This is a genomic window from Gemmatimonas sp., assembly GCF_031426495.1.
Lineage (GTDB): Bacteria > Gemmatimonadota > Gemmatimonadetes > Gemmatimonadales > Gemmatimonadaceae > Gemmatimonas.
On the sequence record NZ_JANPLK010000094.1, the window covers coordinates 1 to 12,815 of the forward strand.

A 12,815-nucleotide genomic window follows, 5' to 3' on the forward strand; every position below is an offset into this window, starting at 1 on the left:
TTGCTGGGTCGGTGGCTGATGGGGTGGGGTTTGTGTCGTTTTTTGGGTTTGGGTTTTTGGTTTTTTTTCCTGGCCCCTCATTGTTTTCCGGCGCCCAACCCACTACTCTGACCCCTTGAAACTAGGAAGCAGGGTGGAGCGAAGCGCGACCCATTACCCCACCCACATCTTGACCGCCATCGCCACCATCAACGCCGCAAACATTTTTCGCAGCACCGATGCGTCCACATGCGTGGCGATCTGGGCGCCGAAGTACGCGCCGATGGCCATGCCGACGGCGATGAACAGCGCGTCTTTGGGCTGCAGGTGTCCGGCCTTGTAGTACGCCATGGCGCCGACGGCGGCGCCTAATGGGAGCACGAGGGCCGCGAGTGATGTGCCGGCGGCCTGCTGCGGCGGCATCTTGGCGAGGTAGATCAGCGCGGGCACAATCACGATGCCGCCGCCGATTCCGAAGATGCCGGAGAGGACGCCGGCACCGACGCCGATGGCGATCAGGAGGAGGATCATGCACCAAGGATAGCACCTATATTTGGGCTATGCTTTCTGAATCCTCCGTAGCCTTTCTAAAGCGCCTGCTCGACACGCCCGGTCCGTCGGGCTTCGAAGGCGCACCGGCGCGCGTCTGGCGTGCCGAAGCCGCCACGTTCTCCTCCGTGAAGGCCGATGTCGTCGGCAACAGCCTCGCGACCGTCGAGGGCAGCGGTGGCCCCACGATCCTGCTGGCCGGTCATATCGACGAGATCGGTGTGATCGTGACCTACATCGACGAGAACGGCTACCTCTACTTCGAGCCGATCGGTGGATGGGATCCGCAGGTGCTGGTGGGTCAGCGCATGCGCTTCCTCGGTCGCCACGGCGACGTGTTCGGCGTGATTGGCAAGAAGCCGATTCACCTCATGAAGCCGGACGAGCGCGAAAAGGCGTCGAAGATCACCGACTTGTGGGTCGATATCGGCGTCAAGAACAAGGCCGAAGCGATGGAGCATCTGGAGATCGGCGACGCCGGCGTGATCGATGCGCGCGTGATGGAGATGCCGAACAATCGCATTGTGTCGCGCGCCATCGACGACCGCATCGGCGCGTTCGTGGTGCTCGAAGCGCTGCGTCGCTACGCCGCCAAGCCGGGCGCCGCCCGCGTGATCGCGGCCGCCACGGCGCAGGAAGAAATCGGCTACGCCGGCGGCGGTGCACGCGTGGCCGCCCAGCAGCTCGACGCCGCCATGGCGATCGCGGTGGACGTCACGTTCGCCACCGATCATCCGGGCGTGGAGAAGAAGGAACTCGGCGAACACAACGTGGGCGGTGGACCGGTACTCACCCGCGGGTCGATCGTACACCCGGTGGTGTTCCGCCTACTGGCCGACACGGCCAAGAAGCTCGAGATCCCGTACTCGGTGCACGCGGCGGGCCGCTTCACGAGCACGGACGCCGACGGCATCCACCTCACGCGCGATGGCGTAGCCACGGCCCTGCTCTCGATCCCCAACCGCTACATGCATTCGCCCAACGAACTCGTGTCGCTCGACGACCTGGATCGGGCGGCGGATTTGATCGCGGAAGCTTGTCGGGCTGTTACGGCGGACACTGACTTTACTGCGCGGTAGGGGTTGAGGGTTGGGTGTGCTGGCGGAGCCGTCCGCGATGCTGGCCCCTTAGCCGAGTAGAGATCCGAGTCGCCGAGCATTTTTCTCGACCCGGCGCGGGGCGCCGAGTCTCGAAAAACGAGTCGGCTTTCGGACTCTCTCGGCTGCGGTGCCAGCGGCGCGGACTGGTGTCGTGCGAACCAAAGCGCGTGGCGCCGGAAAGATGGAGTGAGGCTGCGTGGTTCCCGTGTGGCCTCGTGCGGGGCGATCGGCGGTGACGCGGAAGACGGTCGCCGGGCGACTGTCGTTTGCGTTGGGGGCGGTAATCACACCACAGCAAACAGCGCCTCGCACGGTTCCCTGCTGCGAGGGGAGGCCGAGAGTCCCCGGCCGACGACTCGTTTCCTCGAAGGTCGGCGCGCAGCGACGGCCGAGAGGAAATGCTCGGCGGCCGGGGATCTCCTCGGCCGCCCCGAAGCCTGCGCCGACCGAAGCGCAGTTTCAGCAGTTCAAGCGATAGTAGCCCGCAACCGAACGACAGCCGCCGCCACTTCGGGGTCAGCGTCACCAGCGAGTGAATCGATGGCGCCCATCACGGCGTACCCGCGTGCGCGAACGAGGGCCTCGAGGGCCGCAATGCGAATCCACGCGTCGCGATTGGTCTGACGTTCGCCCGGCTCCGCCGCGGCCGCTGGCTGCGCGATGCGCAGCAGTCGCTGAATCGCGTCGGCGCTGCCCAGCTTGCCGAGTGAGGCGAGCATTTCGAGCGCCACGTCTTCATCGCGCTCCTTGTCGAGCGCAGCGGCCAGTCGAGCGGCGGGCGGGCGCACGCCACCACCGCCGATGCCTGGCAGGCCGTACGCAGCGGCGGCGATGCGGCGCACTTCGGGATGTTGGTCTTCGATCACGCCGTGCAAGCCGTGCATCGCCTTGGCCGTACCGAGTCGCATGAGGGCGCGGGCGGCGGCGATACGGATGCGATCGTCGTCGTGTGTGAGCAGCGGCAGCATGGCCACGTCGGCCTGTTCAACGCCCATTTCACCCAGCAGCGCGACGGCGTTGCGCACTACGAACCAGCGATTGTCGCGCACGAGATCGAACAGCATCGTGGCATGGAGATCGAGCGCGACGATACTGTCGAAGTAGGCGCGTCGGGCCTGGCTTTCCTGCGAACTCATGAGCTCCTGCACCAGCACTTCGACGGTAGCGTCACCGGCGCGAGCCATGAGTTCGAGCGTGATCGTCCGCTCGGGCGTGTAGGGCACGCGGGTGGCCAGCAGGCGCAACGAGGTGCGGTGTAGCAGCCGTCGCATGATGCGTTCGCCGCCCAGTCGCCCACCACCGCCGCCGACCGTGTGTACGTGTTGCATCGTGGCGCGCGCGATCGATTCGATGGTGAGTGCGTCACCGCGAAATTCGGCGCCGTCGATAAGCTCGACGAGCAGATCACTGGCGGCCAGGGCGGCGTCGTCGGTGCGGGCGGCGGCCAGTCGCGAAAGGGCGTTCGCAACGGCGCTGCCGCCGACCGTGCTGGTCCCGATCCCGCTGTCGTCGATCACGCCGGGGCTGGAGGGCGTGATGCGGGGCATCGGATCGGCGCCGGGCTGCAGCGGCGTGACGAGCACACTCCACGAGCGCAGCAACTCGCGGGGCTGCTCGTCGCTCGTGACCGCGCGCGTGATGGTGGTGGGCGTGTCTCCCGACAGCGGGCGGGCGTCTTCACCGGTACGGAACGGTTGCGCCAACAGCGAGGCGAGCGTGAGCAGTTCACCGGGCGCGGCACCCTGACGCACGGTGATCGACCCGATGCCGAGGGTGAGGGAGCGGCGGAGCAATCCGCCGAGCAGCGGATCGTCGGCGGCGAGGCGACGCTCGATGGGCACGCCCTCGAGCACGAGCTGCCCGTCGATGATGCGGCACAGCAGGGCCCCGTCGCGGGACCGCGCGGTGAGCTGGCGGAGGGCATCGCGCACCAACGGCTGCATGACGAGCTCAGCGTCGATCTCGCGCGTCTTTTCGGGCGGGCGCAGGGCCTGCACCGTGACCACCCGATCGATCAGCAGCGCGAGGGCCCGAAGTACCGCGCGGGACGAACGGCCGTCGGGCACTGCACGCTGCATGCCGCTGTCGGTCGAGCTCGCACCAGGAGTGCTGCGTCGGTAGCCAAGGGGACCCATGCGCGAGAAGTTACGAAGCGGGCCGGTCGATGGCGATAGCGCGCGCGCCTTATCTTCCGGACATGGGACACCACGATCTTTCCGCCACGCCGTCGGACACGGCCATGTCGGACAATTCCATGTCGGACAATTCCATGACCGATGGTGTGACGCAGACCACCGAGTTGCCGCTCTATTGGCGGGCCGATGGGCCGCCGGGCGCGCCGCCGCTGTTGTTGTTGCACGGTGGCCCGGGCGCGCATCATGACTATCTGTATCCGCAGATGCGGTCGCTGTCGGATACGTATCGCGTGATCACGTATGATCAGCGTGGTGGGGGCAAATCCAAGACAGACGATCCGACGCCGATCACGTGGCAGACGCAGGTGCGGGATCTCGCCCAAATCGTCACGGAGTTCGGCCTTATGCCGCCCACGATCGTGGGCTACTCGTGGGGTGCGCTGCTCGCGATGCTCTACGCGATACAGTGTGCGAAGGACGGCGATGCGCGTCTCGCTCCGGCACGTCTCGTGCTGGTGTCGCCGGCGCCGATCACCCGTGCCTGGCGCGACGAGTTCGAAGCGTCGCTCTCCGCGCGCGGGCGAAGTGCAACGATACTGGCGATGCGCGAGGAACTCGCGGCCTCGGGCCTGCGTGAGCGGGATCCGGCCGCGTATCGCCAGCGTGGGTTCGAGTTGAGCGTGGCCGGATATTTCGCCGACCCGTCACGTTCTCGTGCACTCACGCCCTTTCGCGTCACGGGTCGTGTGCAGCAGTCGGTGTGGGAGAGCTTGGGTGAATTCGACATCAGGGACGAGTTACGTGCCGTGCACTGCCCGACGCTCGTCATCCATGGTCGACAGGATCCTATTCCGCTCGAGTCGGCTGCCGCCGTTGCGCAGTCGTTGAGCGCCGAGTTCATCGCGTTGGACGACTGCGGGCATGTGCCCTACGTCGAACAGCCGGAACTCTTATTTGCCGCCATACGTCGATTCCTCGCTGAGAGCCATGGTTCCCTTCGGTCCGGTCACGCACACTCCACTCACCACGATTCACGTTGATGGCCGCGAGGTGCGCGTGACGTTGCACACGGCGCACGACGGCATCGAACTGGTGGGACGCCTGTTCTTCGCCGAACCGGGATGGGCGAACAACGGCATCCCCGATCGCGGCGTCCTGCCCGGCCGCACCCTGCACGACGTGGAGCTGCTGGCTCGCGATCTGCGCCCGGAGGAGCTGACGCAGCGCTGCCGCCGCGCGAACGCCGAGAAGCGGCGCTTCCACGGCCTGCGCCAGCTCACGCTGGAGCTGCTGTCAAAGGTGCGCTACATGAACCAGGTCGCGGTGAGCGTACGGACGGGGCTGCTGGACAGTGAGGCGGCCAGTCAGGAGTTGGACCTGACGGAGGAGCAGATGGGGCAGTTGGTGAAGCAGGTAAGGCATTTGGCGGGGATTGAGGGATAGGAACAGCAAACTCCCTAGGTAGCAGGGGGGTATCAGGACGGAGGAAGCAGGAGGTGCGCGGTTCACCTCCTTCCTGCCCCCTGATACCCTCCCCCCTGCTCACTAGGGAGTTAGGAGTTCTTGTCCCGCGAACCACGCTAGATTTCCTGCATGGATTGCCGCTCCGCCGCCTTCGCCCTGACGCAGATCGCTACGCTCCTCGAGTTGCACGACGAGGATCGGTTTTCGGTGCGAGCGATGCAGACCGCCGCACGAGTCGTGGCATCGCATGGTGAGACGGATCTCGGTCAGGCGATGGCGCGCGACTTGGCGGCGGAGGATGTGATTGCGCCGGCGGCCATCGAGGTGCTGCGTGATCTCGCGATGAGCAACGGCTCGGCCCTGCTGGAGCGACTCCAGGAAGAGACGCCCGAGGGCTTGCTGGAGATGTTGCGCGTGCCCGGGTTGGGGCCGTCGCGCATCCGCTCCATCCACGACGGCCTGCACATCGACTCGCTGCTGGATCTCGAATTGGCGGCGCGCGATGGACGGCTGGCCGAGTTGCCGAAGTTCGGCGCCAAGACGGCGGAGAAGATCCTCAAGGGCATCGCCGATTTGCGCGCGACCGGCGCCTACGTGCTCTGGCAACATGGTCGTGCCGAGGCCGAGCGGATTGCCGAGGCGATTCGCGCCAATCCGGACGTGTTGCGGCTCGAGATCGCGGGCTCGATCCGTCGCCGTATGGAGATCGTGCGTGACGTGGACGTGGTGTGCGCGGTACGGGGCAGCCCCAGCGTGGTGGCCGCATCGTTCGCGCAGCTGCGTGGGGTGAAGGAAGTGCTGGGCGGCGGTGGCCGCACGCTGTCGCTGCGCCTGGAAGACGGTGTGCGCGTGGACGTGCACTGCGTGCGTCCGGAACAGTTCGCGCTGGCGCTCTGGCGCGCCACGGGCAGCAGCGCGCACGTAAAGCAGATCACCGAGCGCGCGGCAGGGCTGGGCTTTGTGCTGGCGGGCGACGAACTGCGCGATCGTGACGGCGCACTGGTGTCGATTCCCGACGAGCCCGCGCTGTATGCGCGACTGGGCTTGGCGTACGTGGTGCCCGAACAGCGCGAAGCGATGGGCGAGGTGGAGGCCGCTGCACGCGGCCCGTTCCCCACGCTGATCACCGAGGCGGACTTGGTGGGTGCCCTGCACTGTCATTCGCAGTACAGCGACGGCGGCGCCACTATCAGCGACATGGCCAACGCGGCGCGGGCGCGTGGACTGCGCTATCTGGGCGTCTCGGATCACTCGCAGTCGAACACCTACGCCGGTGGCCTGGCACGCGATGCAATTCTGCGACAGCACGATGAGATCGATGCGCTGAATGCGCACTATGTGGCGCAGGGAATCGGGTTCCGCGTGCTCAAGGGCATCGAGGCGGACATCCTGCCCTGCGGTCGCGTGGACTACGATGCGGCGTTTCTCGATCGCTTCGACTTCGTGATCGGGTCGGTGCACTCGCGCTACGGCATGAACGAGCGGCAGATGACGGACCGCGTGCTCAAGGCCCTCGACGATCCGCATCTCACGATCCTCGGCCATCCCACCGGCCGCCTGCTGCTCACGCGCGAACCGTACGCGATCGACATCGCGGCGATCATCGAGAAGGCCGGCGCCGTAGGCGTGGCGGTGGAGCTCAACGCTGATCCGCACCGTCTCGACATCGACTGGCGGGCGTGCCGCATAGCGCAGGAGAAGGGCGCGCTGGTGAGCATCGGCCCCGACGCCCATTCCCCGCAAGGGTTCGAGCACCTCGAACTCGGCATCGCGAGCGCACGGAAAGGCTGGCTCACACCGGCCAACGTGCTGAACACGCGTACCGCCGACGAAGTGTTGGCGTTCGCACGCGCGCGCCGTGGAGGCGTGGCCTCGACGTTGCCGCCGCTACGTGTGATGCAGGGCTGATGGCGGCACGCAAGACCACGAAGACTTACGGGCAGAAGCCGTCGCAGCGCGCGGCGCTGGTCTCGCGGTCACCGAAAACGAAAGCGAACAAGTTGGCTATCGCCACGGTCGTGCTGGAGCGCCTGAAGGCCGAGTATCCTGATGCGCATTGCGAACTGGACTATCGCAATCCGTTCGAGCTGTTATGCGCCACAATTCTCTCGGCGCAGTGCACGGATGTGCGCGTGAACATGGTCACGCCGGTGCTGTTTGCGCGCTATCCGAATGCCGAGTCGCTGAGTGTCGCGCGGCAAGAGGACGTGGAGGAGATCGTGCGCACCACCGGGTTCTTTCGCGCGAAAGCGAAGAGCCTGATCGGCATGGGCACGATGCTGGTGGACCGTTTTGGTGGCGAGGTACCGCGCACGGTGGCCGAGCTGGTGCCGCTACCAGGGGTTGGGCGCAAGACGGCGAATGTGGTGCTGGGCAATGCGTTCGGCATCAACGAGGGCATCGTGGTAGACACGCACGTGCAACGGCTGGCGCGACGCTTGGGGCTCACGCGTGAAGCCGACCCGATCGGGATTGAAAAGGCGCTGATGCCGCTGTTTCCACGAGAGGACTGGGCGCTGCTCAGCCACTTGTTGATTTGGCACGGACGACGGCGGTGCTTCGCGCGGAAACCAGAATGCGCGGCGTGCGTGGTGAGAGAGGTCTGTCCGAGTTGCGAGGCTGTTTGAACGGCTAGGGACGCTAAGAGTCAACAGCGCTAAGAGTAAACGGCGAAACTGGCTTTGGGCGGTGGGCTTGACCGGCGAGCATTCCGACGAGGGCAGCGGCCACGATCGTGGCATGGCCGAACGTATTGCGGGTGCTTACGCCGCTACGAGCTGCGTCAACGAGAGCAGATTCCCGTCAGGATCCTTGAACCACGCGACACGCGCTCCCCCGGGTGCCGTCCACACGCCGTCGGCATCCTGCTCCATGAAGCCGAAGCGCTCGAACTCCACCCCTCGTGCGCGCAACGCAGCAATAGTGGTCGTCGCGTCGTCAACGTGCCATCCGAGCGACGTGAAGGGATGCGGCGAGAACTCACGAATCTTCTGCAGTCGCAGAGGCACGCCCGCGAGATCGAACACCAGCGCGAACGGATCGTCGGAGATCAGCCGCAACCCCAACACATCGCCGTAGAATACCTGTGCGCGCTCGACGTCCGTGATCGCGAGAAATGCCACCGGTTGTGTACTTCCGAGCATCACTCCTCCGTTCACGCCGTTAGCTGTTGGCGCCGTTTGCCGTTCACGCCGTTAACTCTTAGCGCCCCTACTTTTTAGCGCCGTTACTTTTTAGCGCAGTCAACTCTTAGCGCAGCTCATCTGTTGAGTTTCACCACATCGCCAGCACGAAGTACCTCCACCCCGTCACCCCATTCACGATCGTCACTCCGGCCGCGCTCGTCCCGACGCCCGTCACGCCGCAGTACACGTCTTCGTTCGTGACCGGCGTTTGCGTCACCGACAGCCACGTGCGGCCATCGATGCTGATCCAGCAGGCCACGAACGGCAGCTTGTTGTTCGCCACCGCAGCCGCCGGTAACGGCATCACGAAGGTGCCGCTCAAACTGAAAATGCCGCTGCTCTCGATGCGATTCACGACGCCTGAGGGTCCCTGAGGCCCCGCCGGTCCCGTGGCGCCCGTTGCTCCAGTGGCACCAGTGGCGCCGGGCGTACCGGGAGCGCCCGGCGTACCGGTCGGACCCGCAGGCCCCGTTGGCCCTGCCGGTCCTTCCGGGCCCGTGCACGCCGCGAGCACCAGCAGCGACGCCGTGGTGATCAGCGTAGTCACGCGCGAGCGAACGGCAACGAGCAGCGAAGCGGTCACTTGGTCACTCCACGAAAGCGTGGTGTATAGTCGGGGAAGATCGCCGACAGATTGCGGTTGTTGAGACGGTTCTGCACCACTTCAGCGAGCACGTCACGCATGTCGATCGTGACCTTCAGATCCTGCCCGTCTTCGAGCTGTTCGCGTTCGAGACCGGGCCACTGCGTGATCACCTGTCCGCCGGCGATCGCCTTGCCCATCAGGAACATCACGCTGGCGCGGCCGTGATCGGTGCCGAGGCTACCGTTCTCGCGCGCGTTGCGTCCGAATTCGGTAGTCGCAATCAGCGTCACGCGATAATTGATCGGCCCCTGCATGAGGTCCTGCCAGAACGCGCCGAGGGCGCTGGCGAATTCCGTCATGTTGTCGGCCAGCACGCCACCGATGGAGCCCTGATTGGCGTGCGTGTCCCAACCGTTCGCATCGACGTGCGCCGCTTCGAGTCCGATATCACCTTTGATCATCGTGGCGATCGCACGCAAAGCCTGCCCCAGATTGTCGTTGCGATAGGTGGCGCCGTTGGCCGGGCGATAGCCGTTGAAATCGAGTTTGTTCAGCAGGGCGACCGTCGCCATTCCGTCGATGGCGCTGTCGCGCATCGGCGTCCAGGCGCCGTTGTAGAGGCGCTGCAGCGCCGCCGTGTTGGGAGACGCTACGCCGAACGAGGCCGGCCGTGGCACCGGCAAGCTCTTGGGCGCACCGGCGAGTGTGCGTGGCATGCCGTAGGTGATCGACGTGGCACGCATGGGCGCGGTGGCATCGACCGGCGCGCTGGTCGCGAGATGACGGGCCAGCCACCCCGACTGAATCGTGTAGTCCTCGGGCTTGCCCTGCTCGAGATAGCGCTCGGCCTCGAAGTGCGAACGCGACTTCGTGGCCGACTGTCCGCACGCGTGCACCGCCAGCAGCTCACCCGACAAGTACGGCGCCATCAACGGCGCCATCGTGCGCGGCAGCATGAAGAACGTGCCGAGCGCGAGTCCGCGGTTGGGCGAGTTGCTGTCGGGGCGTGGAATCGCGAGCGTGGGGCGCAACGCGTAGTAGGTGGGATCGGCGTAGGGGGCGACGAGCGTTAACCCGTCGGCACCGCCGCGCAGAAACACCGACACCAGCACATCGCGCACACCGTCTTCGGATTCGGCGAACTGCACCGACGGCAACCACGACGGCAGCGTGGCCGACGCGGCGCCGATCGAGCCGAGTTCGAGAAAGCGGCGCCGACTCACGTGTCGGTATTCGTCGCATGCGACATCATCGCGCGGATGAGTCATGGAGTCGGATGACATCAGCGGACCGTCAGTAGAACTGGAATTCGGGCGCCATCGTGGCGAGGTGCAGCGCGTCGAGCACGCGACTGCGCGAAATGCCGACGGCGAGCCACGCACGCAGCTCCGCGTCGAGATCGGCCGACATCTCGCCACCGAAGAGCCGCGAGCGAATCGCGGCCACGACACCGTCGACCGTTGGCGTGGCGAGAAACGCATCGAGATCCACGATCGTCCAGCCGCCGGTGGTGTTGGCGACCTGCAGCACGGTGTTCACGTTGTTCCACCGGTCGATGATCATTCCCGCCCAGAACTCGGCGCGATCGGGATATCCATCGGGCGTGGGCCATCCGCCGACACGATGGCCCATCGCTTCGAGCGGGAAGTACAGTCCGTCGAAGTCACGACGCACATCGGCCACCGGTACCGCCCGCGCGCCGGTGGTGCGCAACGCCGACACCATGAGATGCATGGGCCGCTTCAACTTGGCCGGTGCGCGCATGAGGTTCTCGCGCGAGAGCACGGCGCGGAGGATGGCCTTGATGTCGCCACCGCTGCGCGTGTACGCCGTGACCACCGCACCGATCTGCGCATCGGTGGGATCGGGGCGCACGAACCAGCGCAGCAGCTTGGCCGCGATGAAGCGTTTGGTGGCGGGATGATTCGCCAGCATCGCGGCAAAGGCGATGCCTTCGTCCATGCCCGCTGTGCCGGTGCCAGGCGTGCGCGCCGGAAAGTTCATCCCGAACACCGTCTTCGCCTCGAAGTCGTGCAGCTCGGCCTTGTACTGGAAGATGCCCTGCCCATCGACGGACCAGCCGGTGAGCACACGGGCGAGTTCGCGCACATCGCCCTGCGTGTAGCCGCCATCCCAGCCCACGGAATGCAGCTCCATCAGTTCGCGCGCGTAGTTCTCGTTGATGCCCCACTTCGTGTTCCACACCTGGTCGAGATACCAGAGCATCGCCGGGCTGCGCATGCTGGCGTTGATCAAATCACTGACCTTGCCGAGCGCGTGTGGACGAATGACCCGCTGCTCGTGAAACAGCTTGAGGCTGTACGCGCCATCGATCGGCACGTGGAAGTGGTCGGACCAGAATTCGACCATGCGCTCGAACAGCGTGCGCTCGGAGAGCATGGCGCGTTCGACCGTCATGCGGCCAAGCGGGCGAATGATCTGGAAGTACGGACTGCCGCTGTCGGCGATGGTCATGGCCTGACGCGGCGTGAGCGCCAGCAGATCGCGGTAGGTGGCGGCGAGATAGCGGTCGCTGGCGGTGTCGTCGATGCGCTGCGGGTTGAGCTGCTCCTCGAGGTAGGCCTCGTAGCCGAGCTCGAAGGCGCGGGCGACTTGGGGGGCGGTGTGGCCGTGCGAGGTCCGGCGCAGCAGCCGGAGCTCGGGCGACGTCCAGAACGCCTGCTGGCCGAGCTGGCTCAGGAGGCCGCCCAGCCGAGCATTGCGGGTCGAGGGAAGCTGGGCAGCAAGGGGAGCCGGGGCGAGTGCGGCCCCGGCCGAGGCCAAAACGGCCCCGCTGGCGGCGGCGCCGAGCCCCGTCTTCAACCATTCCCGGCGGTTGGTCTTCATGGCAGCGAGTATCCTACCCGACGGGCTGCTCTGTCAATGCGCGGGGATCGCATTAGTTTTCCCGTCTTCACACCCAATAGGATCCAGGAGACACAGTGGCCAAGCTGGCAACGTTCGAGACCACCAAGGGGACCCTTGTCGCCGAGTTGTATCCGGCCGAGGCGCCCAAGACCGTAGAGAATTTCGAGAAGCTCGCGAATCAGGGGTTCTATGATGGCGTGAAGTTCCATCGCGTGATCGATGAATTCGTGGTGCAGGGCGGCGACCCGTACTCACGCGATCTGCCCGCGGGCGATCGTCGCGTCGGCACGGGCGGCCCGGGCTGGCAGATTCCGTGCGAAACGGCCGGGAACCCGCACAAGCACGAAGTGGGGGCGCTGTCGATGGCACATGCCGGCAAGAACACCGGTGGCAGCCAGTTCTTCATCGTGCTGAGCGAGGCGAACACGCGCCACCTGAACGGCGTGCACACGGTATTCGGCAAGGTCACGACGGGGCTCGAGTTCCTGCCCTCGATTGTGGCGAATGATGGCATGGTCTCGGTGCGCGTCACCGACGCCGACTGACTTTCTCCGGAGATCTGAGATGGGCGGACACGCACAGCAGGGCAGCGACAAGGGTGCCGCGTTCATGGGCCTGATCGGGGGTGCCGTGTTGGTCGGCGCGATCCTGTACGGGATTGTGATCTGGACGAACGGCAAGTTTGAGGGGCACGAGGCGGAGAAGAAGGCGGCGGTTGCCGTCAGTGTGAGTCCGCTGGTTGGGTAACTGCAAACTCCCCAGGTAGCAGGGGGGAGGGTATCAGGTAGGAGGGGGCAGGACTGCGGAAACGCGGTCCTGCCCCTTTCCGCATGGCCGTCCTGCCTCCTGCCCCCTGATACCCTCCCCCCTGCTTCCTAGGGCGTTTGCAGTTCTCAGACTGTCAGAGAAGGCGTTCAAGGGCGTTCAAGGGGTCAGAGTCGTTGAACGC

Annotated in this window: 13 protein-coding genes; 7 read left to right on the top strand and 6 right to left on the bottom strand. The window is 65.8% G+C overall.

The genetic code is table 11. The annotated features are described in order from the left end of the window. Positions 1 to 153: 153 nt before the first annotated feature. On the bottom strand, positions 154 to 510 hold the full coding sequence (locus RMP10_RS23190) for a sulfite exporter TauE/SafE family protein (RefSeq protein WP_309672933.1): 357 nt from the start codon (positions 508 to 510) through the stop codon (positions 154 to 156). A gap of 29 nt (positions 511 to 539) precedes the next feature. On the opposite strand from RMP10_RS23190, the gene RMP10_RS23195 reads away from it, so the two are divergent. After that, positions 540 to 1,607: a M42 family metallopeptidase gene (locus RMP10_RS23195; RefSeq protein ID WP_309672934.1), complete on the top strand. Its 1,068-nt coding sequence runs from the start codon at positions 540 to 542 to the stop codon at positions 1,605 to 1,607. 488 nt (positions 1,608 to 2,095) lie between these two features. Here RMP10_RS23195 and RMP10_RS23200 read toward each other — a convergent pair whose 3' ends face one another. After that, complete coding sequence (locus RMP10_RS23200) at positions 2,096 to 3,763, bottom strand: HEAT repeat domain-containing protein (protein ID WP_310572436.1); 1,668 nt, start codon at positions 3,761 to 3,763, stop codon at positions 2,096 to 2,098. A 62-nt stretch (positions 3,764 to 3,825) separates the two neighbouring features. On the opposite strand from RMP10_RS23200, the gene RMP10_RS23205 reads away from it, so the two are divergent. From RMP10_RS23205 to nth, 4 genes are all read left to right on the top strand, one after another. After that, entirely contained in the window at positions 3,826 to 4,803 is a 978-nt protein-coding gene (locus RMP10_RS23205; RefSeq protein ID WP_310572437.1) for an alpha/beta hydrolase, read from the top strand. A gap of 16 nt (positions 4,804 to 4,819) precedes the next feature. Next, on the top strand, positions 4,820 to 5,206 hold the full coding sequence (locus RMP10_RS23210) for a hypothetical protein (protein ID WP_309672937.1): 387 nt from the start codon (positions 4,820 to 4,822) through the stop codon (positions 5,204 to 5,206). A 150-nt stretch (positions 5,207 to 5,356) separates the two neighbouring features. Then, positions 5,357 to 7,135, top strand: coding sequence for a PHP domain-containing protein (locus RMP10_RS23215; protein WP_310572438.1), 1,779 nt, complete (start codon positions 5,357 to 5,359; stop codon positions 7,133 to 7,135). After that, the gene (gene nth, locus RMP10_RS23220; protein WP_310572439.1) at positions 7,135 to 7,854 is read left to right on the top strand and encodes an endonuclease III; all 720 of its coding nucleotides are present in this window, start codon (positions 7,135 to 7,137) and stop codon (positions 7,852 to 7,854) included. Before RMP10_RS23215 ends, nth begins: the two co-directional genes overlap by 1 nt. Before the next feature lie 135 nt (positions 7,855 to 7,989). Here the strand turns inward: nth and RMP10_RS23225 are convergent, their stop codons facing one another. From RMP10_RS23225 to RMP10_RS23240, 4 genes are all read right to left on the bottom strand, one after another. Then, positions 7,990 to 8,370 carry a VOC family protein gene (locus RMP10_RS23225; RefSeq protein WP_310572440.1) on the bottom strand — a complete coding sequence of 127 codons (381 nt, stop codon included), beginning with the start codon at positions 8,368 to 8,370 and terminating at the stop codon, positions 7,990 to 7,992. A gap of 130 nt (positions 8,371 to 8,500) precedes the next feature. Further along, positions 8,501 to 8,995, bottom strand: coding sequence for a hypothetical protein (locus RMP10_RS23230; RefSeq protein ID WP_310572441.1), 495 nt, complete (start codon positions 8,993 to 8,995; stop codon positions 8,501 to 8,503). Next, entirely contained in the window at positions 8,992 to 10,266 is a 1,275-nt protein-coding gene (locus tag RMP10_RS23235) for a DUF1501 domain-containing protein (RefSeq protein WP_309669125.1), read from the bottom strand. Before RMP10_RS23235 ends, RMP10_RS23230 begins: the two co-directional genes overlap by 4 nt. Positions 10,267 to 10,291: 25 nt before the next feature. Then, positions 10,292 to 11,845, bottom strand: coding sequence for a DUF1800 domain-containing protein (locus RMP10_RS23240; RefSeq protein WP_310572442.1), 1,554 nt, complete (start codon positions 11,843 to 11,845; stop codon positions 10,292 to 10,294). Positions 11,846 to 11,940: 95 nt separating this feature from the next. On the opposite strand from RMP10_RS23240, the gene RMP10_RS23245 reads away from it, so the two are divergent. Beyond that, on the top strand, positions 11,941 to 12,411 hold the full coding sequence (locus tag RMP10_RS23245; protein ID WP_310572443.1) for a peptidylprolyl isomerase: 471 nt from the start codon (positions 11,941 to 11,943) through the stop codon (positions 12,409 to 12,411). A 19-nt stretch (positions 12,412 to 12,430) separates the two neighbouring features. Next, complete coding sequence (locus tag RMP10_RS23250) at positions 12,431 to 12,613, top strand: hypothetical protein (RefSeq protein ID WP_310572444.1); 183 nt, start codon at positions 12,431 to 12,433, stop codon at positions 12,611 to 12,613. The last annotated feature ends 202 nt before the right edge of the window (positions 12,614 to 12,815 follow it).